Source organism: Clostridium frigidicarnis, assembly GCF_900111985.1.
In the GTDB taxonomy this organism is placed as follows: domain Bacteria; phylum Bacillota; class Clostridia; order Clostridiales; family Clostridiaceae; genus Clostridium_Z; species Clostridium_Z frigidicarnis.
The window spans coordinates 73,442-97,658 of the sequence record NZ_FOKI01000004.1; the positions used below are offsets into that span (position 1 = coordinate 73,442).

Sequence of the window (24,217 nt, forward strand, 5' to 3'; positions counted from 1 at the left end):
TTTGAAGAAGTTAAGTCCCTATATACTGCTTCTTCCATGTTCCTTATTTTTAATAATAACTTTAGGCTTTGGAGTAATTGAGGGAATTCTTCAAAGCCTTGGCTTTATGCCTTCATTAGGTATGGAAGAAGTAACTTTCAAGTATTATGCTGAGCTATTTAAGGACGGAGAGTTTACTAAGTCTTTATTATTTAGCTTAAAGACATCATTAATATCATCTATTTTATCTGTTATTATAGGAGTATTTATAGCTTACATATTATATAAAAGAAAAAGTAGATTAAATAATTTAATTATAAAGCTTCCAATGGTTATACCACATATTGTGGTGGTTTTTATTATACTTTCTATATTTTCCCAAGGTGGATATATAAGTAGAATAATGAACAATTTGTTTATGATAAGTGATTTTAATGAGTTTCCACTGCTCATAAATGATCAATATGGAATTGGAATAGTGATAGCTTATTTGTGGAAGGAAATCCCCTTCGTTGCTATAATTACCTATGATATACTTAATAATATAAACAAAGACTTTATTATTGCTGCTAAAAATTTGGGCGCAAATAAAGGTCAGATATTTTCTAAAATATTATTGCCACTAAGTAAAAAAAGTATAATAACTAGTTTTTTAATAATTTTTGCCTTTTCTTTTGGAGCTTTTGAGGTTCCGTATCTTTTAGGGCCAACAATGCCCAAAGCACTTCCAGTTAAAGCATTTATTGAATATTCAAGCTCAGATTTATTTAATAGACCATATGCTATGGCTATAAACACAGTGTTATCATTTATATCTTTAGTTATTATGGTGTTTTATGAAATATCATTTAGAAAAACTTTAAAATAAAAAATAGAAGGGATTTTTAGGTTGAAAAGATTATTAACTATATTGTTATTTATAACTTTTGTATTTCCTATTATGATACTTATATGTTATTCGATGTGCACAGCGTGGGCATATCCAAAACTTATACCAGATGATATAAGCTATAGAGGAATAGAGGCCATGTTTAGTGTTGAATCATTACATATAACATTTAATAGTATAATTTATGCGTTGGCAATTACAATAGTTACAGTGATGCTATGTATACCAGCAGCTAGGTCATTATCATGTTATGATTTTAAAGGAAAAGGGGCTTTTAATCTACTAATAACATCACCATTAATATTACCTCTTGCTTCTATTACAATGGGATTGCATATACTTTTTATAAAGCTAGGACTTACTAATACAATACTAGGTGTTGTTCTTATAAATTGTATACCATGTATACCTTATGGGGTAAGGCTTATATCAAATGTAATGTCTATTGTTGGGGTAAATCATGAGATAGCAGCAAAAAGTTTAGGTGCATCTCCAGTAAAGGCATTTTTATTTATTACATTTCCAATGATTTTACCAGGAGTAATATCAGCTTGTGCATTTGTGTTTATTATTGCTTTTAGTCAGTACTTTACAACATTTTTGATAGGTGGTGGAATGGTTAAAACACTTCCTATGGTTTTAATACCTTATATCCAAAGTGGAGACAGAACATTGGCATCAGTGTATAGTATATTATTTATAATATCATCCCTCTTAGTTTTAATTATTATAGAGAAACTAGTTTCAAAGCATTATAACAAGTGGTTTTACATATAGAACTTAACGTATAGAAAAATATAAAATTTTTAAAATCTAAAAGGCTGATAAAATAAGGGCTAATGGGAGTTGAAAACTTTATTGAGTAGCAAGTTACAAGTTTAGGATAAATCTTCTCAGGAAGCTTGGAATGAATTGACAATTGAAGGATAAATCTTCTTAGGAAGATTTTAAAACCTAAACTTTCAACTTTCCACTCTCAACCTTCAACTTTATATTTAGGAAGTCTGTGACTTCCAACAATAATTGTCAATTGTCAATCGTCAATTAAAAAAGGGGGTAGCCTTTTGTTCTAACAGGATAGGAGTTACAGGTGGTAGTCATAAGATAAAGGAGCAACAAAGTATGAGTTCTATTGAAATAAAAGATTTAACAAAAATATTAGATGAAAAAGTTATATTGGATAAAATAAATTTAAATATAGAAGAAGGATGTTTTTTTACAATTTTAGGTGCATCAGGTTGTGGAAAAACAACACTTTTAAAGACTATAGCAGGCATACATAATATAGACAATGGCCAATTAATTATAGATGGTAAAGACATTTCAACTTTGCCTATGGAAAAAAGGAACACTCCTTTTGTATTTCAAGATCACTTATTATTTCCTCATATGAAGGTCTTTGATAATATTGCATTTGGATTAAAAATAAGTAAAATGCCAAGGAAAGAAATACACAAAAAAGTAACTAGAATTATTGATTTATTGCAATTAAACGGAATGGAAAATAAATATCCGAAGAACTTATCAGGGGGACAAAAACAAAGGGTATCCCTAGGAAGGGCTTTAGTTATGGAGCCTAAAATATTATTACTAGATGAGCCATTTTCAAGTCTAGATATTAATCTTAGAGAACATATGAAGAACTTAATTAAAGAGATACACAACATATTTAAATTAACAATCATATTTGTAACTCATGATAAAGAAGAAGCATTATGTATTTCAGATAAAATAGCATTAATGGATGGTGGAAAAATACTTCAGATAGGAACTCCCTATGAAATATACGAAAAACCTAATTCATTAGAAGTTGCAAAGTTTTTTGGAAACTGCAATTTAATAGAGGGTAGAATTAAAGATGAGCATTTTTTAAATGACTTTTGGAATATAAAAGTAAAAGTTAATAAACTAGATGTGGATAACTGTAGATTAGCTATAAAATCAGAAGACATAGAAATAACCAAATGTGTTACAAGCCCTATATTTATAAGCAAAAAACTTTATACAGGAGATAAATTTATTTATACTTTAAAAAATAAAGATGAAGAGATAAAAGTAAGTTGTAATAAAAAAACAAATTTAGATATAAATGAAAAGGTATATATACATATATCAAATAAGGTAGAGGCGGTAATACTTTAAGATTAATAAGGAGATATATAAGTAAAGTTAACAAAATATTATACTAAGGATAAACAATAAAAGCCTATGAATTATGAAAATTCATAGGCTTTTATTGTTATAAGGTTAAAACTAATGTTAGTGTTTTGTTAGAATTATAATATAAGTTGTAATTCAATAAAGTATACAAATAGTAATAATTTTTATATTTAGTTTGAAAGGTTATTTAAAAAATCTGCTGTAAACTTTAATGTTTGGGTTTGTTGACCTTCTCTAGTAATCAAACTTTCATGGTCACCTTTTTGATTACCATAATTTCCAAAGTTCCCATGGTTTCCTCCTTGTATAACATTAAACACAGCACTAGATGGAAATAAATTTTTAGAATTTTCTATATTGGCTAAGGAGGCTACGCCATCTTCAGATCCATATAAGGATAGAACACTTATATTTCTATCTTTAAAGTTATGTTTATCTTGAGGATAGGATGCATACATAATTAATCCAGTTATTTTGTCAGGATTATTATAAGCATAAGATGCAGCCATAGTACCACCTAAAGAATGTCCTCCTATAACCCAAGTATGAATTTCAGGATTTTTATTTATAATACCATCAGCCTTATTAGGTGAAAATACTGCTAAATTAAAAGGCATTTTAGGAATTATAACTTTAAACCCATTTTCAGAAATTTTTTTCATTAATGGTGCATATGCATCAGCAGTTACCTTTCCACCAGGATAAAATATAAATCCTATATTATTACTTTGATCTTTAGGAGTAAATGTAATGTAATCAGTATTTTCAATATTTACATTTGTAGCATCTAATAGATCTTTTTGTGATGTATAATCTCCAGTATATACTCCAGAATAAACATACATAAAGAATAATAGACATAATGTAAAAAGAATAATTATGGGTATAAATATTAACTTCTTTTTATTTAATTTTTTCATTTTTTCGCTCCTTACAAGTATTATTAATTAATATATCATAATTTATGCTATTTTGTGAACAAAGTTCTTTTAAAATCCGCTAATCTGATATAAATTATAAAAGAGATTTAAAATATATAGAGGTTTTGATGATATAATTAATCAAGTGGAAAAGCTTTAATTTATTGATAAGTACAAGATACAAATGATAAAAAAATTAGAAGTTTTAATGGATGAATTTATTGGGTAATGATTATATTTCATTTAAGAGGTTAGCGTATTACCATACTTAGTTAGGGGATAAAAATATCTAAAAATGAAACATTATATAGTAAACAGTAAAATTAATATTTGAAAATTTTACATTAACCAAATCATTACTTGATAATAGCAGTACAGAGATTTAAATACATAAGGCATATTTAAAAAAATAACAAGTCAAGTATGCTCGTCTATTTCGTCGGTGATATTTATGCTATGAACTAATATCACTTCCTTGTCTGGCACAAGACATACATGGAATCTTTGAATTGTTATTTTCTTTCATGTGACTAAGATAGAAATAAGGAGAGAAGGAATGGTTAAGTTTCAATTAGAGGAGATTTTTTTAAGATTTCCACTAGTAATTAGAACATTTAAATATAATATTTTAGCAGAAAAAAAAATAAAATATAAGGATTTTAAATATGGAGAAAATAAAAGACAATATTATAGAGTGTTTTATGGTAATAAAAGTGAAAATCCAATAATATATTTTATACATGGTGGGGGATGGTGGCATGGAAGTCCTAGAATGTATAGTGCAATAGGAAAATTTTTTTGTGATTTAGGTTATACAGTGGTGCTTCCAGGATATAGATTAGCACCTAAATATAAATATCCAAATCAAATAGAGGATGTGTTTAAAGTATTACAACACTTTAACGCTAATGAAGAAACAAATTATTATAATAAAAATAATATTATAGTAATGGGTTTTTCAGCAGGTGGAGAGTTAGCAGCTAATATCGTTTTTAATAAATCTATGCAGCATAAATATAAGATTGATGAAAATAAAATTAAAGGTTTTATTTCTATGTCAGGAGTTTTAGATTTTACTGAATGTACATCTTTATATTCAAAAATGCTTTTATATAATTATATAAATAATAAATCTTATATAAAGAAAATAAATCCAGTAAATTTAATTGATAACAAAATTGAAATTCCAGTTTTGTGTTTACATGGAAATAAAGATCCAATTATCAATATAAGGACTTCTAAAAGTTTTATAAAAAAATTAAATAATTTAGGAGGAAAGGGGGAGTTTTACCTAGTTAAAGGAAAACATCATTCCGATATTACCAATTTAGTAATGGGGCATGGTCAAAACGAATCTAAAAAAATAGTTAGTTTTATAGAAGAAATATGCAATAAAATATTGGAGTGATTGAAAGAATGGATTACAATAAACGAAATTACTTTTTAGACAACTTAAAAGTATTATTAATCTCTTTAGTAGTTTTCGGGCATGTCATAGAATATTACATAGATGGAAGTTATATTTTGAAGGGTATATATTTATTTGTATATGTTTTTCATATGCCTTTATTTGTATGTGTATCTGGATATTTATCAAAAAATGTTGATAAATGCAAAAGAACAGCTGTGAAGAATCTATTACTACCCTATATTGTTTTCAATATGATATGGTATTTGTCAGTATATTTTGCTACAGGGCAATATATGTTTTCTTTGATTTATCCAGGGTGGACATTATGGTATTTATTAAGCCTATTCTTATGGAGAATATCATTAAAATATTTGATTAAAATTAAGCATATAGTATCAATTAGTATATTAATAAGTTTATTTATTGGATGTTTGCCAAGTGGCGAAACATTTTTATCTTTCTTTAGAACAATAAATTTTTTGCCATTTTTTCTAATTGGTTATTTCTTAAACGAAAATCATATTAATTTAAGAAAAAAGCCTAGTAGAATAATTTCTGCTATAATAATTACTATATATATAGGATCAGCATTTTATATAGCTAAAAATGACTTATTAGATTATAAATTTTTATATAATTCTCAATCCTATGCAGATTCAGGGTTAAATGTATTTCAAGGTTCCCTATTCAAATTTATATCATATGTTTCTTCAATGATTTTAAGTGTATGTGTTGCAAATATAGTCCCAAGTAAAAAAAAGTTTTATACATATATAGGAAAATCAACAATGACAATTTATGTTTTTCATATTTATTTAGTTATTTTGATTTACATAATGATACCAAGTTGGAATATAAGTTTAATTAAAAATTCAATATTAATAATAAGTCCTTTAATTATAATTTATATATTATCCAGAGGCATTGTTGGTAAAATATATAATTTTATGTTTAATACTATAAATAAAATTTTAAGCCTTAAATAAATAAAAAGCACATAGATACTTTTTTATGAATTATACATTCTTGTACAATAAAATTATTTAAAGAAAAGTGAGGTCTAAGCGTCAGCTATTTTGCATCGCTTAGACCTCACTTTTGGGTTAAATGAATTTTATCATATTTAGATGAATTTAGGCACATTCAAAATATACATTGCATCTTTCGCTTATTATTTCATTTCATGTGCCTTATATAAATAAGTTTAATCCAGAATCCTCTGTTGATGCTAAATAAGAAGCAACTCCACCGATTTCTATGCCATCTATAAGTTCTTCTTTTTTGATACCCATTAAATCCATAGACATAGAACATGCAACCATATTTACGTTCATTTTTAATGCATTTTCTATTAAAGTATCTAAGCTATCTACATTGTTTTTATTCATGATATGGTTTATCATTTTAGGCCCCATACCAGCCATGTTCATTTTTGATAAAGGCAATTTTGAAGTGCTGCTAGGAAGCATCATATCAAACATTTTTTCAACCATATCTTTTTTAATAGAAGGTTTTGATTTTTTCTTTAATATATTAAGGCCCCAAAATGTAAAGAACATTGTTACAGGTTTTCCCATAGAAGCTGCTCCAGTTGCTATTATAAATGAGGCGATTGCTTTATCTAAATCACCGCTAAATACAACTAATGTAGCTCCATCTTTTTCAGCTTTTGATGTAGTAGTAATAGAACTACAACTAGGAACTCTTTTTTTTATCCATACAATGAATGCATTTTGACTTTTTTCAAATTCTGCTTTCATTAAAATATTACCTGTTTTCTCGCACCATGATTTTATATCTTTTTTAAATCCTGGATCAGTAGCTCTAACTTCTAATATATCTCCAGGATTTAAATTCTCAATTTCTTCAAAAACACGTCTTATTGGACCTGGACATTGAAGTCCGCAAGCATCTAAGGTTACAGATACTTCATTAATACTAGAATCACTAGATGGTTCAGTATCAGTATTTACACCATTTACATTTTTAGAGCTAGAGTTCTCATTAAAATCAATTACTGAGGAATAAGTTTTATATCCTCCATCTAAGTTTTTACACTTAAATCCATGTTGAGAAAGAATTCTACAAGCTATATATCCCCTTAGGCCAACTTGACAGTACACATATATTTCTCTATCCTTTGGGAGTTCAGTTAGTCTTTTTCTTAAATCTCCAAGAGGAATATTTATAGAACTTTTAATTGAGCCCATTTCAACTTCTAGAGATTCTCTAACATCTAAAAAAACTTCGCTTTTATTTATAAGAGTATCTACTTCATTCCATTGAATAGTATCAATACTACCATCAAGTATATTTGATGCTACATATCCAGCCATATTAACAGGATCTTTAGCTGATGAATATGGAGGAGCATAACATAATTCTAAGTCAGCTAAATCTGATATTGTAAGTTTACCTTTTATAGCAGTAGCTATAACATCAATACGTTTTTCAACTCCATCAAGTCCAACTCCTTGAGCCCCAAGAATTCTTCCATTTTGAGGGTCAAAAATAACTTTTATAGCTATAGGGAAAGAACCAGGATAATATCCAGCATGGGAACCAGGGTGTATGTGGATAACCTTGTAATTTATGCTTAATTTATTTAATATTTTTTCATTATTACCAGTTGTAGCAACAGTAAGATCAAAAACCTTAGCAACTGATGAACCCAAAGTTCCATTATATTTAATTTTTCCACCACTTATATTATCGGCCACAATTCTTCCTTGTCTATTTGCAGGCCATGCCAATGGAATCATAGTAGGATTTCCATTTATATAATCTTTAACTTCAACAGCATCACCTAAAGCATATATATTAGGGTCAGAAGTAGTCATATATTCATCTACAATTATAGCCTTTCTTTGATTAACTTTAATACCTGCATTTATGGCTATAGTACTTTCAGGATTAACACCAATAGAAAGTAGAATAATATCCGTTTCAATAATTTTTCCACTATTTAAGATGACCTTTTTCCCATTATCACTAAAAGATTTTACTCCATCTTCAAGAATTAAATTAATGTTCTTATCCACTAAATGCTCATGAACAATTGAAGCCATCTCATAATCTAAAGGAGCCATAACTTGATTTGACATTTCAACTAAAGTTACATTTAAACCTTTATCATGAAGATTTTCGGCCATTTCAAGTCCTATAAAACCACCACCTACAATAATGGCATTTTTAGGAGAATTATTATCAACAAAATTTTTAATATTATCAGTATCAGGTATATTTCTTAAAGTGAATAGATTATTACAATCATTTATACCTGGAATAGGTGGTTTTATTGGGCTTGCTCCTGGAGATAAGACTAAAGTGTCATAACTTTCTTCGTAAATTTCAGAAGTTTTTACATTTTTAATTTTTATAGTTTTAGCTTCTTTATTTACTTCTATAACTTCACTAAAGTTTCTAATGTCCATGTTAAATCTATCAGACATACCTTCGATTGTTTGAACTATTAAGTTCTCTCTTTCCTTTATAGTACCTCCTATATAATAAGGAAGACCGCAATTTGCAAAAGAAATATATTCGCCTTTTTCAACCATTATTATTTCACAGTTTTCATCAATTCTCCTAAGTCTAGCAGCAGTAGATGCCCCTCCAGCAACTCCACCAACAATTATAACTTTCTTATTCATAAAAAATCTCCTCTCATTTATATTTGTAAATCTTAATATTACAATATTACAATATATAGTTTAGTTAAAAAGAAGTCTTTTATTTAGACTTCTTTAGATATTCTTAATCAAATAGAACTTTTACAAGTTCTTCTACTTGTTTATTAGCAACTTTGTAAATTATTTCTAATCCGTTTCTCTCCCCAACAATAATACCGGAGGATTTCAATTTGGCAACATGCTGAGAAATTGTTGATTGGGGAATATTAAGACAAAGTTGAATATTTGTAACGTTACAACCACCAGTTTCTATTAATCCTTTTACTATGCATAATCTAATGGGGTGAGCTAAAGCTTTTAATAGATTAGCATTGTTTTCAAAAACAATGGGATTGCTTAAAAAAGTTTCTTTATCAATCATAGGTTATCCCCCTTCATATCACTATATTTATATATTACGATATAGTTTAGGATATGTCAATGTAGAAAAATTTATACACTTATAAAATATATGAATTTTTAGAAATGATATAAGAAGCTATGTAATTTTGCACAGCTTCTTATAATTGTATAGAATTTTTAAAGTCTGAAAAGCTGAGAAAAGTGAGGACTAAGCATTAGCAAACTATCTTAGCTTTTTTATACTTTATAATACTTTGCGCAGTCAGCTAATTTGTTTTGATCAGCCCTAACTTTGGAGTTTATATGAATTTTTATTTTCATATTCAGATGACTTTTTTGTCACAAGTATATTGCCATAAATACATGTAAAAGGTATACTTTTAATGATTGTTATATAAAAAGATTTATTTGTATATAATAATTATCTTTAGCAAGGATTTAAGAAGTTATTGAAGATAAAAAACTCCTATGTTTAAATTTAGGATTTTACAAAAATAATAAAACTATATATAATATGCTAGTCAATATATTGTGGTATGTATTGAATGTAAATACAATATATGCTACATATTATAAGAGGAGGCATCAGAATGGAAAAGATTATGGACATATGTAAATTTGCAATAAAAGACATAATTAATGAAGATGAAAGTTATGATATTGAGAGATTAGAAAAGACACTAGGGAATATAATAAGACCCAATATGAGTGAAAGAGAATTAAATAAAGCAGTAACACAAACATTATTAGAGTTGACAACTGCTATAGAGCCAAAGTGGATTCAAGGAGCAGCTAAATTATATATTAAAGGTTTATATGAAGATGTAAGAGAAAACAGAAACTTGAAAAACGATGAAAATCCATATGATAACTTATATGAATTAATAGAGGAATTAACAAGCAAGGGTTTGTATGGACAATACATATTAGAAAACTATTCAAGAGAAGATATAAATGAATTAGAAAAAGAAATTAAACCTGAAAGGGATTTTTTGTTTACATACAGTGGTATTAATTTATTGGCTAAAAGATATTTAATCAAAGATTTTAGTAGGAAACCTTTAGAATTACCACAGCAAATGTTTATGGGGATAGCCATGCACTTAGCAATACCAGAGAAAAAAGAAAAAAGATTGTACTGGGCAAAAAGATTTTACAATGCAATATCATCATTAAAAGCAACTATGGCTACACCCACAATGTCTAATGCAAGAAAACCATTTTATCAACTAAGTTCATGTTTTATAGATACTGTAGACGATAGTCTAAATGGCATTTATAAATCCCTAGATAATTTTTCAAAGGTATCTAAGTTTGGTGGAGGGATGGGTATATATGTTGGAAAGATTAGAGCATTAGGTTCACCTATAAGAGGATTTAAAGGGGCATCTAGCGGGGTTATACCATGGATAAAGCTTTTCAATGATACAGCCATTGCTGTAGATCAATTAGGAGTAAGAAATGGATCAGTTGCTATATATTTAGATGTATGGCATAAGGACTTACCAGAGTTTTTGCAGCTTAAAACAAATAATGGTGATGATAGAAAAAAAGCACACGATATTTTCCCAGGATTATGTTATCCAGATCTGTTTTGGAAGTTAGCGGAAAAGGATATTGATGCTAATTGGTATATGATGTGTCCACATGAAATAAGGATGGTCAAAGGATATAACTTAGAAGACTTTTATGGAGAAGAGTGGGAAAAGAGATATTATGACTGTGTTAATGATGAAAGAATAGATAAAAGAGTGATGATTGTAAAAGATATAGTTAGACTTATAATAAAATCAGTAGCAGAAACAGGAACTCCATTTGCATTTTATAGAGATACAGTAAATAGAATGAATCCTAATAAGCATAAGGGGATGATATACTCATCTAATTTATGTACAGAAATTATGCAAAACATGAGTGCTATGACTATAGATAAGACAGAAATAGTGAATGAAAATGGAGATTTAATGGTAATAGAGAAAACTAAACCTGGAGATTTTGTGGTATGCAATCTTTCATCTTTGGTTTTAGGAAATATTGATGTAAATAAGGATGAAGAGCTAGAATATATAGTTGAAACGCAAATTAGAGCAATGGATAATGTTATAGATTTAAATTATTATGCAGTACCTTTTGCAGAAATTACAAACAAAAGGTATAGATCTGTTGGTCTTGGAACAAGTGGTTATCACCATATGCTTGCAAATAATTCTATTCCATGGCCATCTGAAAATCATTTAGAGTTTGCAGATAAAATATATGAAAAAATAAATTTTTATGCAATAAAGGCTAGTAATAATATTGCAAAGGAAAAAGGTTCTTATGAATATTTTAAAAACTCAGATTGGGAAAATGGAGAGTATTTTAATATAAGAAATTATGAGTCAGAAGAGTGGAAGGAATTAAAAAGCCAAGTTAATAAACATGGAATGAGAAATGGATATCTTTTAGCAGTTGCACCAAATGGTTCTACAGCTACAATAGCAGGAACATCTGAGGGCGTCGACCCTATAATGTCTAGATTTTATTTAGAAGAAAAAAAGGGTAGTGTAGTACCTAAGGTTGCTCCCAATCTATCTATGGATAATTATTGGTTTTATATATCTGCATATAACGTTGATCAATTATCTAGCATTAAAGCTAATGGAATAAGACAAAGACATATAGATCAAGGTCAAAGTTTTAACCTTTATATAACAACAGATTTTACAATGAGACAAATCATGAATTTATATATAGAAGCGTGGAAATGTGGAGTAAAAAGTATTTACTATGTGAGAAGTAAGTCATTGTCAGTAGAGGAATGTGAAAGTTGCTCAGCTTAAGGCAACTTTAAAAAAATAAGATTTAGAAAAACTTATTTGTTTTAGGAGGAGTTATGAATATAAATAAGAGACCATTGTTCAATGAAAATGGGGATATTGAGGTAAGTAAAAAAAGGCTTATAAATGGGAATACAACAAATCTAAATGATTTTAACAATATGAAATATACATGGGTATCAGAATGGTACCGTCAAGCTATGAATAATTTTTGGATACCAGAAGAGATTAATATGTCTCAAGACTTAAAGGACTACAAAATATTAACAGAAGAAGAGAGAATTGCATATGATAAAATATTATCTTTTTTAATATTTCTAGATAGTATTCAAACTGCTAACCTAGGGAATATAGGTAATTATGTTACCGCATCAGAAGTTAATTTATGTTTAACTATTCAAGGATTTCAAGAAGCAGTGCATTCACAAAGTTACAGTTATATGTTAGATACAATTTGTTCTCCAGAAAAAAGAAATGAAATTCTTTACCAATGGAAAAATGATTCTATTTTATTAAAAAGAAATAAATATATAGGAGATCTTTATAATAGTTTTGTAGAATATCCTAATGGAGAAAACTTTTTAAAAGTATGTATAGCTAATTATATATTAGAAGGAATCTATTTTTATTCAGGATTTATGTTTTTCTATAATTTAGAGAGAAATGGAAAGATGCCTGGTTCAGCCCAAGAAATTAGATATATAAATAGAGATGAAAATACCCATTTATGGCTATTTAGGAGTATAATAACAGAGCTTAGAAAAGAAGAACCAGGACTTTTTAATGATGAAGTAATTGAGGAAATAAGACAAATGATGAAAACAGGTGTTGAGCATGAAATCCAATGGGGTCATTATGTAATAGGGGATAATATAAATGGGGTAAACAAAAAGCTTATTGAAAATTATATAAAGTATTTAGGGAATATGAGATTAAAAGCAATAGACATAAGTCCGTTATATGATGAAATTACAGAAAATCCAGCTCCGTGGGTGGATATACAAAGTGATGCTAATAAAGTTAAGACAGACTTCTTTGAGGCAAAATCTACGGCTTATGCAAAGGCAGGAGCTTTAGTGGACGATCTTTAGAGAGAACTTTTTCCAAGAAATATGTGGATTTTTATACTATAAAGTGGTATATAATATTATAGTAAGGAAAATACTTATATTAGTTTACGCATAAGTTATAAGTTATATAAAAATCTATATATTTGCAACAAAGGAGAAAAAATGAGTTATATAATTTTAGTAGTAGGATTTATTTTGCTTATTAAAGGTGCAGATTTATTTGTAGATGGTTCTGCATCTATTGCAAAAAAATTAGGAATACCATCTGTCATTGTTGGGTTAACCATAGTTTCATTAGGAACAAGTGCACCAGAACTTGCCGTAAGTCTTATTTCTTCCCTTAAAGGAAGTAATGAAATAGCAATCGGAAATGTTGTAGGTTCTAATTTGTTTAATGCTTTAATAGTTTTAGGAATAACAGCTATTATAACACCGTTATTAATAGATAAAATAACAATAAAAAAAGATTTTTTAGTAAATAATTTAATTACAATATTATTATTCTTTTTAACATTTGATAGTATTATATTTTCAAAATCAAATTTAATATCAAGAGTGGATGGAATTATTTTATTAGTTTTATGCATAGCTTATATGGTATATCTCGTAGTAAGTGCTAAAAAAGGTAATATAAAAGAAGATAATAATGAAGTAATAAACATAAATATAATGCAAAAGGTTCTTTTTATTATTATAGGTATATTAGGTATAATTTTTGGAGGAAAACTAGTTGTAGATTCAGCAACTACTATAGCTTATTCCTTAGGAATGAGTGAAAAACTTGTTGGGCTTACAATAGTAGCTATGGGAACATCATTACCAGAACTTGTTACCTCTGTTGTAGCTGTATTAAAGGGCGAAAATGAGATAGCTTTAGGAAATGTGCTCGGTTCCAATACATTTAATATATTGCTAATATTAGGAGCATCAGCTGTTATAACACCTATACCTGTATCTCAAACTTTAGCGGTAGATTTTATAGTTCTTATAGGAGTAACTCTTCTTTTAGGGTTTTTAATATTCTTTAATAAAGAAAAGATAAAAAAGCTTACTAGAACAGAAGGATTGTTATTGGTTGCAATATATGTTGCTTATACAATATACATAGTAATAAGAAATTAGTATAATAATAGTTAGAAAACTAATTTATTTAAGTGATGAGTTGAAAATGATAAATGGAAAATTTTGAAATAAACTCAAAAGTTGTAGATTGAGAAAGATATAGTTTTTTCAAGTTGTCCAGAAAAAACTTAGAATTAAGTTATATTATATTATAGAAAAGAGATGGCTAGGCATTAGCAAACTATCTGACGAAATGTTAGTATTGTTGCTTGGTCGTCTCTTTTATTTGTATGACTTTCTATTTTTATGTCTAGATGAATTTTTTTTGTTTAATAGTATATTGTGACATAAGGCAAATTCAAAAAGAATAACAAGTCAGTATGATACTATATTTGACTTGTTATTTTCTTTCGTATGCCTAAAAGGATATGTAATAATTATTCTGACTCCCATTGTTTCCAAGTATCTGGTTCATAACCTACAGTAGCTTTATTTCCATTTCGAACTATTGGAGTGTTATAAAGCTTAGGGTTATTTAATAAAAGTTCTATTCTAGTTTCAGGAGTTCTTATTTTATCCATGTTAAGTTTAGTATAGTCTTTAGAATTTTTATTTATTAAAGATTCAAGGCTAATAGAAGTTTTAACCTTTTGAAGCTCCCCTTTACTTAAAGTCTTTTCATTTAAATCTATAAATTGAAACTTAATTTTCCTTTCTTTGAAATATCTTTCAGTTTTTTTAGTATCAAAGCATTTTTTTGTTCCAAATATTTGAATGTTCATTTCTTCCTCCTAATAATTAAAATATAATATAGTATATCATAATAATTATTAATATTTAATTCTTTAGAAATTTATAATGTTATAAAATGCTGACAAAATTTAAGATTAAAGAGATTTTTAAAATAGGCAATTGAAGATTTGCAATTAAGAATGAAGAAGAAATCTTCTTGAAAAAATTTCTTAAATAAAAAAATATCTTTTTAGAAAACCAGTGGTCTTCAACTATAACTTTGAATTTTTCACTTCATATTTAGAAAGTCTGTGAATTTTAACTACAATTGTCAAACCTCAATTAAAGTGTGTTGGAAACACTTTTAAAGAATATATACGTAAAAACAAGAATCTTAATAGATAATTAATAATTAAGAAGTATATGAAAATGAATTATTATTAATATAAAAAAAATAATATATATACAAAAGGTACAAGATACAAGTTATATGGCTAAGTTTAGGGAATTTATAACATGAAAATTTATAATAAAACTAACAAATAGTTATGCATATTAATTCACAATGTTTTGATTAACATTGTGAATTTTTTTTGTAAGAGTAATAAGCATGCATAGGATTTTCAATATTTAATACATATAGAATGTAGCCATAAAATAATTTGTTGTTTTTAAGTTTAAAGAAGTAAACAAGAAATTAATACAAATTAAATGTTAAAAATAAAAATACATCTAAGTCATGAAAAATCAAGGGGAGAAGAATTAAAGATAGTATAAATGTATTATAGATAATACACTTTTAACCTTAATTTTTAAATCTTTTTATAATAAATGTAGTTGTTTTTTTCTTCATATTTATTAAAAATTATATGTTATTTATAAATATACTTACATTGGAATAATTGCATTTATTGTAAAGTTTTTTGTAGTATATTTTACTATTTTGTGATATATTATTAATAAAACTAAATAATGTAAAATATGTATTTTATATTTATATGAGGGCTACCAACTGTAACACCTCTAGATTAACTCATCTAACCTTCAGATGGCGCAAAGAATACAATCTGAAGGAAGATTCATTCTATGTATGATGTTTCTATAATGGATTTGTTTTATAACTGGTCTAGTATATATTTGTATGTGTTACTGTTAGGCACATTCAAAAAAATGTCAAGTCAGTATGCTAGTATATTTGACTTATTATTTTCTTTCATGTGCTTTAATCAATTTAATTTAAATAAAAAGTAAATACAAAAATTTAATTTGGTTATATGAAAAGGGAGGAATAAAAACATGAAAATTGTAGTAGCTTTAGGAGGAAATGCACTCCAATCAAATCCCAAGGATAAGAGTTCCGAAGGTCAATTAAAAACATGTAAAGAAACAGCTAAGGCTTTAGTAGATATAATAGAAGATGGTCATGAAATAGCCATAGTTCATGGTAATGGACCTCAAGTTGGACAAATAGTGGCAACTGTTGAGGATGCTATAAAAGTAAATGATACTAACGTATTGTTTCCATTTGATGTATGTGGCTCATTTACTCAAGGTTATATAGGATATCATCTTCAAAATTCATTAAAAGAAGAACTTGTAAAAAGAAATATAAAGAAAAATGTGTCAACAATAATTACACAGGTTGTAGTTGATAAGGAAGATAAAGGCTTTAAGAATCCTACAAAACCAATAGGTTCTTTTTATACAAAGGAAGTAGCTCAAAGAATGGAAATAGAGCATGGATATATTATGAAAGAAGATTCGGGAAGAGGATATAGAAGGGTTGTAGCTTCACCTAAACCTATAGATATCATAGAAAAAGATATAATAAAAAACTTGTTTAATAATAAAGACATAGTAATATCTTGTGGTGGTGGTGGAATACCGGTTATAAGAGAAGAAGAACAAGTAAATGGTGTTGCAGCAGTTATAGACAAAGACTTTGCAGCAGAAAAACTTGCGGAAGTATTAGATGCTGATTGTCTTTTAGTTTTAACCGGTGTAGATAAGGTTTGTATAAATTATAATAAGCCAAATGAAAATAAACTTGATACTATTACTTTAAATGAAGTTGATAAGTATATAGAAGAAGGACAGTTTGCACCAGGTAGTATGCTTCCAAAGGTTGAAGCATGTAAGAAATTTGTCGAATCTAAAGAGAAAAAAAGTGCAATTATTGCATCATTATTTAACGGCAAAAAAGCATTAAAGGGATTATCAGGAACTAAAATTTGTGAATAACTTTTTGTGAAACATAGAAAAATTAATTTTTTGTAGTTGAGACTTGAAAGTTAAAGAAGAGGGGGGAGATGTAATGGTTACAAGGAATATAAATGTTTACTCTGAAATAGGTAAACTAAAAACAGTTTTGCTTCATAGACCAGGAAAAGAATTGGAAAATCTTACACCGGCTTTCCTAGAAAATCTATTATTTGATGATATTCCATATTTAAAAGTTGCACGTGAAGAACATGATAGATTTGCAGGTGTATTTAGAGAAAATGGAGTAGAAGTTTTATATTTAGAAAGACTTATGGCAACAGTCATTAGTGATATGGATATAAGGGAAGAGTTTATAGAAGGTTTTTTAACTGAAAGTGGAATTGATAATTATAACACTAGATATATATTAAAGGAATATCTTATGTCAATGTTATGTAAGGAAATGGTTGATACTATTATGGCAGGTGTTAGACTTAAAGACCTAGGAATGAGAGGGTCATCAGGAGAATATCCATTTTTGCTAAGTCCAATGCCAAATTTATATTTTACAAGAGATGCTTTTGCTTGTATTGGTCATGGAGTAACATTAAATTCTATGAGAAAGTCAATAAGAAGAAGAGAAACTATTTTTGGTGAGTATATTTTTAAATATCATCAAGAGTTTAAAGATTCAAATATAAAAATATATTATGATAGAAATAGCAAGTTAAACATAGAAGGTGGAGATGAGCTAATACTTAGTGATGAAATATTAGCTATAGGAAGTAGTGAAAGAACAGATAGAGAAGCAATATTTAAATTAGCTGAAAATATATTTGAAAGTGATGAGCCGTTCAAGAAAATATTAATATTTAATATACCTAAAAAAAGAGCATTTATGCATTTAGATACAGTATTCACCATGGTGGATTATGATAAATTTACAATACATCCTGAAATTGAAAAGACTTTAAAAATAGTAGAATTAACTTATGATAATTTAAATAGAAGTATAATATCTAAGGAAAAAGAAGGCAGCTTAGAAAGTATTTTATCAGAAGCATTAGGACATGATGTAACTCTTATAAGATGCGGTGGAGGTGATGAAATAATAGCAGGAAGAGAACAATGGAATGATGGCTCAAATACACTAGCCATAAGCCCTGGTAAGGTTATAACATATGATAGAAATTATGTTACTAATGAACTTCTAGATAAAAATAATATTGAGGTATATGCAATGAAATCAAGCGAATTATCTAGAGGCAGAGGTGGTCCAAGATGTATGTCTATGCCGTTTATAAGAGAGAATATTTAAAAATTAAATTATTTGGGGGTATTTAATATGTTTAATTTAAGAAATAGAAGTTTTTTAACATTAATGGATTTTTCACCAAAGGAAATAAATTTTTTCCTAGATTTAGCTGAGGATTTAAAGAAAGCTAAGTACGCTGGAATTGAGACTAAGAAATTAGAAGGAAAGAATATAGCATTAATATTTGAAAAAGATTCTACAAGAACAAGGTGCGCCTTTGAAGTCGCAGCTCATGATCAAGGAGCACATGTAACATATTTAGGACCTACAGGAAGTCAAATTGGTAAAAAGGAATCTACAGCAGATACAGCTAGAGTATTAGGAAGAATGTATGATGGAATAGAATATAGGGGCTATGGACAAGATATAGTCGAAGATCTTGCAAAATATTCAGGAGTTCCAGTATGGAATGGGCTTACTACTGAAGATCATCCAACTCAAGTTTTGGCAGATTTCTTAACAACAAAAGAACATTTTAATAAGCCACTTAACGAAATAAAGTTTGTTTATGTAGGTGATGGAAGAAATAACATGGGTAATGCTCTTATGATAGGAGCAGCAAAAATGGGGATGGATTTTAGAATTGTTTCTCCAAGAACTTTATTTCCAGAACAAGATTTAATAAATAAATGTATGGAAGTAGCCAGTGATACAGGTGCTACAATAACAATAACTGATGATATTAAGAGTGGAGTTAAAGATGCGGATATTATATATACAGATGTATGGGTTTCAATGGGGGAACCAGAAGAAGTATGGAAAAATAGAATAGAATTGTTAAGACCTTATCAAGTTAATAAAGAGATGATGGACTTAACAGGTAATAAAAATGTGAAATTTATGCATTGCTTACCTTCATTTCATGATGTTAAAACCAAGATAGGAAGAGAAACATATGAAAAATTTGGACTAGAATCTATGGAAGTAAGTGATGAGGTGTTTGAAAGTGAAGCATCAATAGTTTTTGATGAAGCTGAAAATAGAATGCATACTATTAAGGCAGTTATGGTAGCAACTTTAGGACAATAGTATAATGAAAAGCTAAATTTGAGAAATCATATTTAGCTTTTTCTATTTTCTTTTAAAGAAAATTAAATTATAATAGTAGGAAATAATTAATAATAATAATTATTATTAAAATAAATATATTAACCAAGCTGAAGAGGAGAAGAAATTATTTTTAAAGTGATAAGCTTAACAAGTGAGATTGTAAAGTTAAGTTTCTTAATATAGAGGTTAACTTTCAAAAAATTAAGAAGTAGGGGTATTGCAAGAGTAGTTACAGAATAAAATTTTTAAGGAGAGGGAAGAGAAGTTTGAAAAAAGGTACATATATAAATATTAATTTTATAGGCCAAAGAGTTTTAAAAACCGCATTAGGTGCGCCAATAGCAATGGCTATATCAGATATGTTAGGGTTGAAATATGGATTAGCAGCAGGAATTATAGTAATTTTAAGCATACAAAATACTAAAAAAGAATCTTTTACAGTTGCATTAAAAAGGTTTGTCTCAACAATAATTGCTTTAGGGATATCATCAATTTTATTTAAAATATTTTCATTTTCTCCATGGGTGTTTGGAGTTTTTCTTATGTTATTTATACCAATAGCAGTTAAGGTAAAGGTTGGAGATGGAATAGTTGTAAGTTCAGTTTTAGTAACTCACCTAATGTCTGAAAAAAGTGTTAATATGAGCATTTTAGGTAATGAGGTAATGTTATTTTTGATAGGGGCTATAATAGCTCTTATTCTAAACTTGTATATGCCGTCTGTGGAAAATGAAATTAATGAGGAACAACGTTATATTGAGGAACTTATAAAGTACATATTGATAGAGATGAGTATATCCTTAACACAAAGATCTGTATCTATAAAAGAAGAACTTAGATTTAATGAATTAGAGGAAACTTTAAATAGAGGCAAGAAAAGAGCAATTATAAATTACAATAATTACTTTTTTATAAATTCTAACTATTATAATTCATATATGGATATGAGAATAAATCAATTAGAAATACTTAAGAGTATGAGGGGATATTTTCAAAGATTATCAGAGATATACCATCAAAATTACATGCTTTCGGAGTTTATAAATGATATAGGAGAATCAATTCATGAAAAAAATAATGCAGAAACTCTTCTTAAGGAACTTAATTTATTAAAAGAAAAGTTTAGAATAATGGATTTACCTAAAACAAGAGAGGAGTTTGAAAATAGATCTTTACTATTTCAATTTTTGAATGACATGGAGCAGTTTTTAAAAGTTAAAAATAATTTTGCAAAAGATAGAGGTATGTATGTTTAATTCTCAATTTTTAGTTGATTTTATGAGTAATTATAAAGAGTTTGCAGTGTTAATAAGTTTAGCTATAAGTGTTTTAATAGCACTTTCAGGAGTATTGCCATCAGTTTTTGTAACAGGAGCAAACGTAATAGTTTTTGGATCAATAAATGGATTTATAATATCCTTAATGGGAGAGGTAATAGGGGCAACAATAACCTTTTATTTATATAGGTTAGGTTTTAAAGGAAAGGCTAAGAGTCTTGGTAATAAGTATAATTTTCTTAAAAAATTAACTAAAAGCAAGGGAATAAAAGCAGGTATATTAGTCATGCAAGGAAGACTTATACCTTTTGTGCCTTCAGGGTTTGTAACACTTTCTGGGGCTATTAGTGAAATGGATGCAATAACATTTACATTGGCAACACTTGTGGGTAAAATTCCATCAATAGCCTTAGAAGCATTGGTAAGCCACGATATAGTAAATATGGAAGAGAATTTTATAAGGCTGATAATAACAATAATAGCTCTTATAATAATGTTTTTAACACTAAGGGATAGAAAAATATCGTAACTATACACCAGTAACTAATTTAGAATTGTATGATATAAACAAATAGTATATAGAAGAATAATGTAGACCTATCTAAAAATTTATAATATATAATAAAGCATGGAGTTTTTGCTTCATGCTTTATTTGTATAAACACCTAGTAAAAGTATTAGGCACATTCGAAAAAATAACAAGCCAATATACATGGCATCTTTGATTTGTTATTTTCTTTCATATGCCTTATTAAAACTAAAAGTAGTTTATAACATACCTAGGGAATGTGGTAAAATAATATGTGTTATTGTAGGGAGAATTTCTAGGGAGTGGGTAATGTTGGATAAGTTAAGAAAGATTATTCACATAGATATGGATGCTTTTTATGCATCTGTAGAGCAGAGGGATAATAAATGTTTTAGGGGAAAGCCTGTTATTGTGGGAGGAGATCCAAGTAAAAGAGGCGTTGTAGCTACATGCTCATATGAAGCAAGAAAATATGGAGTGCATTCTGCCATGGCATCTATGACTGCATATAAATTATGTCCAAATGCAATTTTTGTTACACCAAGAATGGAAGTATACAAAAGTGTTTCAAATGAAATAATGGATATATTTCATGATTATTCTGATATTATAGAGCCATTATCATTAGACGAAGCATTTATTGATGTAACAGAAAATAAGGTTAATAATTTGTCAGCAACAATTATAGCTAAGGAAATAAAAAAAAGAATATATAATGAAGTTGGGATTACCGCATCAGCGGGAGTATCTTATAATAAATTTTTAGCTAAAATAGCATCAGATTATAAAAAACCTAATGGATTAACAGTTATAGAACCTAAGAATGTAGGAGCATTTCTTGATAAATTAGGTATAGAAAAGTTTTTTGGGGTAGGTAAGGTAACAAAAAATAGATTGAATAATATGGGGATTTTTAAAGGTGAAGATATAAAAAACTTTACTGAAAGTGAGCTAATAACTTTATTTAAGGATAAGGGAAAACTTTTATATGATTTTTCACGAGGAATAGATAATAGAAGTGTCAATCCGTCAAGAAAAAGAAAATCTATTGGTAATGAAACTACTTTAAGAGAAGATATTGAATATATAGATGAAATGATTAACATATTAGATCAATTAGCAGATAAAATTGAAAAAAGGCTTAAACAAAGTAATATTAGTGGGAAAACAATAACTCTTAAAGTTAAATTTTCAGATTTTCAGAATTTAACTAGAAGAATCACAGTTAATGGAAAAATAAAAGATAAAAATAATATTATGTTATATGTAGGTGAGCTACTAAAAGAAATACCTATGGATAATAAAAAGGTGAGATTACTTGGAATAACTATTTCTAATTTGGATAAAGATAATTTTAGTAATAATGAGCATAGTCAGCTTAATTTTAAAAATATATTAGATGAATTCTAGGTGAAATTTTATTAAAATAAATTTGGAAATTTGAAAGTGACAAGTTAGCTGAATTTGGTAGAAGTTAATAGATTAATAAATATTAAAATTAGTAACAAATGTTACTTAATAAAAATATATGAAATGCTACAATTAACATTAAGCACATTCAAAAAATAACAAGTCAGTATGCTATTATATTTGACCTATTGTTTTCTTTTATGTGCCTTAGAGAGAGAATATAGGGTTTAAGGATATATTATATAAGAAAATCATAGGAGGGATAAAATTGAGTAATTATGGGAATTTACAAAAAATAATAGATGGAAAAAGAACTTATGGTATAACGCCACACATACCAGGTGGTTTTATAACACCAGAAAATTTAGAGAAAATAGCTAGGGTAACTAAAAAATATAATGGGGTATTAAAAATAACATCAGGTCAAAGAATATTAATAACAAATTTGAATGAAGAAGATTTAAAGGAAATTTGGAAAGAATTAGATATGGAGCCAGCTGTTAAAGAACAGAATTCTGTTAAGAATGTAGAGATATGTCCAGCAGGCTTTTGTAAAAGATCAAAATATAACACTATAGGAATAGGTATGAAGCTATCAAAAAAATATCAATGGATGCCAATGCCATGTAGAACTAAAATAGGTGTTGCTGGATGCAGAAATGCTTGTGGAGGTGTATACAGTAAAGATGTTGGGGTTATAGCAGACGTAAAAGGGTTTAGAGTTGTTGTAGGAGGATCTGCTGGATTTAATCCGAGAATAGCGGATGTTATAGCTTTAGATATAGAGGAAAAAGAGGCAGTAATCCTTGTAGATTCAATATTTGAATATTACAAAGAAAATGCTATTCCAGGAGAAAAATTAGGTTTTTTCATAGATAGAATAGGAATAGATAATTTCAAAAATGAAGTATTAAAATTATCTAAAAATAAGGAGTAGTAAAGATGAATTCACAGGATTTAGTAGATGAATTGCTATATGTATTTAATATATTAACTGGTAGTGGAGTTGTTTTTCATTATAGTGATGAAAATATAGAGTTTAAAAATATAACAGATATAGTTGAGATTGATGATGAAACCTTACTTTTACAACTTGATGATGAAGAAGAATATAGAGTAGAATTAACTGATTTTAAAGAATATCATGTTAAGGAAAATATAAATTTATATGATAGAGATGATGTGAGAAATTTTGATAATATACTTAAGGAACTTATAGGATAATATATACTTTTTTACTATATAGGAATTTAGAATTAAGTTGAATCTATGAACAAGTTAAAAACATTAAACGTGTATAGTCTTTTTTAGTTGAAAGTTGAATGTGGAGAGTTGAGAGTGAAGGATGAAAACTTGTG

The 24,217-nt window shown here is 27.7% G+C and carries 20 protein-coding genes; 16 read left to right on the top strand and 4 right to left on the bottom strand.

The genetic code is table 11. The features are described from left to right. Position 1 precedes the first annotated feature (1 nt). The 3 genes from BM119_RS03250 (at position 2) to BM119_RS03260 (ending at position 3,010) form a co-directional block, all read left to right on the top strand. A complete protein-coding gene (locus tag BM119_RS03250; RefSeq protein ID WP_242948293.1) occupies positions 2–847 on the top strand; it encodes an ABC transporter permease in 846 nt (281 codons plus the stop codon). A gap of 21 nt (positions 848–868) precedes the next feature. After that, complete coding sequence (locus BM119_RS03255; protein ID WP_090038864.1) at positions 869–1,645, top strand: ABC transporter permease; 777 nt, start codon at positions 869–871, stop codon at positions 1,643–1,645. Positions 1,646–1,990: 345 nt separating this feature from the next. Continuing rightward, on the top strand, positions 1,991–3,010 hold the full coding sequence (locus BM119_RS03260) for an ABC transporter ATP-binding protein (RefSeq protein WP_090038866.1): 1,020 nt from the start codon (positions 1,991–1,993) through the stop codon (positions 3,008–3,010). A 188-nt stretch (positions 3,011–3,198) separates the two neighbouring features. Here BM119_RS03260 and BM119_RS03265 read toward each other — a convergent pair whose 3' ends face one another. Continuing rightward, positions 3,199–3,948 (bottom strand): alpha/beta hydrolase, encoded by a 750-nt coding sequence (locus BM119_RS03265; RefSeq protein ID WP_090038868.1) that lies wholly within the window; start codon positions 3,946–3,948, stop codon positions 3,199–3,201. Between the two features lie 556 nt (positions 3,949–4,504). Here BM119_RS03265 and BM119_RS03270 point away from each other — a divergent pair. Next, positions 4,505–5,356 (top strand): alpha/beta hydrolase, encoded by an 852-nt coding sequence (locus tag BM119_RS03270; protein ID WP_090038870.1) that lies wholly within the window; start codon positions 4,505–4,507, stop codon positions 5,354–5,356. Positions 5,357–5,364: 8 nt separating this feature from the next. Beyond that, positions 5,365–6,345, top strand: coding sequence for an acyltransferase family protein (locus BM119_RS03275; RefSeq protein WP_090038872.1), 981 nt, complete (start codon positions 5,365–5,367; stop codon positions 6,343–6,345). A gap of 204 nt (positions 6,346–6,549) precedes the next feature. Here the strand turns inward: BM119_RS03275 and BM119_RS03280 are convergent, their stop codons facing one another. Further along, positions 6,550–9,012, bottom strand: coding sequence for a CoA-disulfide reductase (locus BM119_RS03280; RefSeq protein WP_090038873.1), 2,463 nt, complete (start codon positions 9,010–9,012; stop codon positions 6,550–6,552). Positions 9,013–9,115: 103 nt separating this feature from the next. Further along, entirely contained in the window at positions 9,116–9,412 is a 297-nt protein-coding gene (locus BM119_RS03285) for an ArsR/SmtB family transcription factor (RefSeq protein ID WP_090038875.1), read from the bottom strand. A 571-nt stretch (positions 9,413–9,983) separates the two neighbouring features. On the opposite strand from BM119_RS03285, the gene BM119_RS03290 reads away from it, so the two are divergent. The 3 genes from BM119_RS03290 (at position 9,984) to BM119_RS03300 (ending at position 14,404) form a co-directional block, all read left to right on the top strand. Next, entirely contained in the window at positions 9,984–12,215 is a 2,232-nt protein-coding gene (locus tag BM119_RS03290) for a ribonucleoside-diphosphate reductase subunit alpha (RefSeq protein ID WP_090038877.1), read from the top strand. A 53-nt stretch (positions 12,216–12,268) separates the two neighbouring features. Continuing rightward, positions 12,269–13,303, top strand: coding sequence for a ribonucleotide-diphosphate reductase subunit beta (locus tag BM119_RS03295; protein ID WP_090038879.1), 1,035 nt, complete (start codon positions 12,269–12,271; stop codon positions 13,301–13,303). A gap of 141 nt (positions 13,304–13,444) precedes the next feature. Continuing rightward, a complete protein-coding gene (locus tag BM119_RS03300; RefSeq protein ID WP_090038881.1) occupies positions 13,445–14,404 on the top strand; it encodes a calcium/sodium antiporter in 960 nt (319 codons plus the stop codon). A gap of 377 nt (positions 14,405–14,781) precedes the next feature. Here BM119_RS03300 and BM119_RS03305 read toward each other — a convergent pair whose 3' ends face one another. Continuing rightward, positions 14,782–15,126 carry an arsenate reductase family protein gene (locus BM119_RS03305; protein ID WP_090038883.1) on the bottom strand — a complete coding sequence of 115 codons (345 nt, stop codon included), beginning with the start codon at positions 15,124–15,126 and terminating at the stop codon, positions 14,782–14,784. Between the two features lie 1,246 nt (positions 15,127–16,372). Here BM119_RS03305 and arcC point away from each other — a divergent pair. From arcC to BM119_RS03345, 8 genes are all read left to right on the top strand, one after another. Further along, a complete protein-coding gene (gene arcC, locus BM119_RS03310; protein ID WP_090038885.1) occupies positions 16,373–17,317 on the top strand; it encodes a carbamate kinase in 945 nt (314 codons plus the stop codon). Positions 17,318–17,390: 73 nt separating this feature from the next. Continuing rightward, positions 17,391–18,596 (top strand): arginine deiminase, encoded by a 1,206-nt coding sequence (gene arcA / locus BM119_RS03315; protein WP_090038887.1) that lies wholly within the window; start codon positions 17,391–17,393, stop codon positions 18,594–18,596. A gap of 27 nt (positions 18,597–18,623) precedes the next feature. Next, positions 18,624–19,622 (top strand): ornithine carbamoyltransferase, encoded by a 999-nt coding sequence (gene argF, locus BM119_RS03320; protein WP_090038889.1) that lies wholly within the window; start codon positions 18,624–18,626, stop codon positions 19,620–19,622. Between the two features lie 311 nt (positions 19,623–19,933). Beyond that, complete coding sequence (locus BM119_RS03325; protein WP_090039034.1) at positions 19,934–20,899, top strand: aromatic acid exporter family protein; 966 nt, start codon at positions 19,934–19,936, stop codon at positions 20,897–20,899. Further along, positions 20,892–21,449 carry a TVP38/TMEM64 family protein gene (locus tag BM119_RS03330; protein WP_090038892.1) on the top strand — a complete coding sequence of 186 codons (558 nt, stop codon included), beginning with the start codon at positions 20,892–20,894 and terminating at the stop codon, positions 21,447–21,449. Before BM119_RS03325 ends, BM119_RS03330 begins: the two co-directional genes overlap by 8 nt. Before the next feature lie 309 nt (positions 21,450–21,758). Next, the gene (gene dinB / locus BM119_RS03335; RefSeq protein WP_242948296.1) at positions 21,759–22,859 is read left to right on the top strand and encodes a DNA polymerase IV; all 1,101 of its coding nucleotides are present in this window, start codon (positions 21,759–21,761) and stop codon (positions 22,857–22,859) included. Between the two features lie 268 nt (positions 22,860–23,127). Beyond that, entirely contained in the window at positions 23,128–23,796 is a 669-nt protein-coding gene (locus tag BM119_RS03340) for a nitrite/sulfite reductase domain-containing protein (protein WP_090038897.1), read from the top strand. A 5-nt stretch (positions 23,797–23,801) separates the two neighbouring features. Continuing rightward, the gene (locus BM119_RS03345) at positions 23,802–24,083 is read left to right on the top strand and encodes a hypothetical protein (protein WP_090038899.1); all 282 of its coding nucleotides are present in this window, start codon (positions 23,802–23,804) and stop codon (positions 24,081–24,083) included. The last annotated feature ends 134 nt before the right edge of the window (positions 24,084–24,217 follow it).

Bases quoted from the DNA above. Each gene is read 5' to 3' on its own strand.
- BM119_RS03260 (WP_090038866.1), top strand. From the start codon at position 1,991: ATGAGTTCTATTGAAATAAAAGATTTAACAAAAATATTAGATGAAAAA.
- BM119_RS03265 (WP_090038868.1), bottom strand. From the start codon at position 3,948: ATGAAAAAATTAAATAAAAAGAAGTTAATATTTATACCCATAATTATT.
- BM119_RS03270 (WP_090038870.1), top strand. From the start codon at position 4,505: ATGGTTAAGTTTCAATTAGAGGAGATTTTTTTAAGATTTCCACTAGTA.
- BM119_RS03275 (WP_090038872.1), top strand. From the start codon at position 5,365: ATGGATTACAATAAACGAAATTACTTTTTAGACAACTTAAAAGTATTA.
- BM119_RS03280 (WP_090038873.1), bottom strand. From the start codon at position 9,012: ATGAATAAGAAAGTTATAATTGTTGGTGGAGTTGCTGGAGGGGCATCT.
- BM119_RS03285 (WP_090038875.1), bottom strand. From the start codon at position 9,412: ATGATTGATAAAGAAACTTTTTTAAGCAATCCCATTGTTTTTGAAAAC.
- BM119_RS03290 (WP_090038877.1), top strand. From the start codon at position 9,984: ATGGAAAAGATTATGGACATATGTAAATTTGCAATAAAAGACATAATT.
- BM119_RS03295 (WP_090038879.1), top strand. From the start codon at position 12,269: ATGAATATAAATAAGAGACCATTGTTCAATGAAAATGGGGATATTGAG.
- BM119_RS03300 (WP_090038881.1), top strand. From the start codon at position 13,445: ATGAGTTATATAATTTTAGTAGTAGGATTTATTTTGCTTATTAAAGGT.
- BM119_RS03305 (WP_090038883.1), bottom strand. From the start codon at position 15,126: ATGAACATTCAAATATTTGGAACAAAAAAATGCTTTGATACTAAAAAA.
- arcC (WP_090038885.1), top strand. From the start codon at position 16,373: ATGAAAATTGTAGTAGCTTTAGGAGGAAATGCACTCCAATCAAATCCC.
- arcA (WP_090038887.1), top strand. From the start codon at position 17,391: ATGGTTACAAGGAATATAAATGTTTACTCTGAAATAGGTAAACTAAAA.
- argF (WP_090038889.1), top strand. From the start codon at position 18,624: ATGTTTAATTTAAGAAATAGAAGTTTTTTAACATTAATGGATTTTTCA.
- BM119_RS03330 (WP_090038892.1), top strand. From the start codon at position 20,892: ATGTTTAATTCTCAATTTTTAGTTGATTTTATGAGTAATTATAAAGAG.
- dinB (WP_242948296.1), top strand. From the start codon at position 21,759: ATGTTGGATAAGTTAAGAAAGATTATTCACATAGATATGGATGCTTTT.
- BM119_RS03345 (WP_090038899.1), top strand. From the start codon at position 23,802: ATGAATTCACAGGATTTAGTAGATGAATTGCTATATGTATTTAATATA.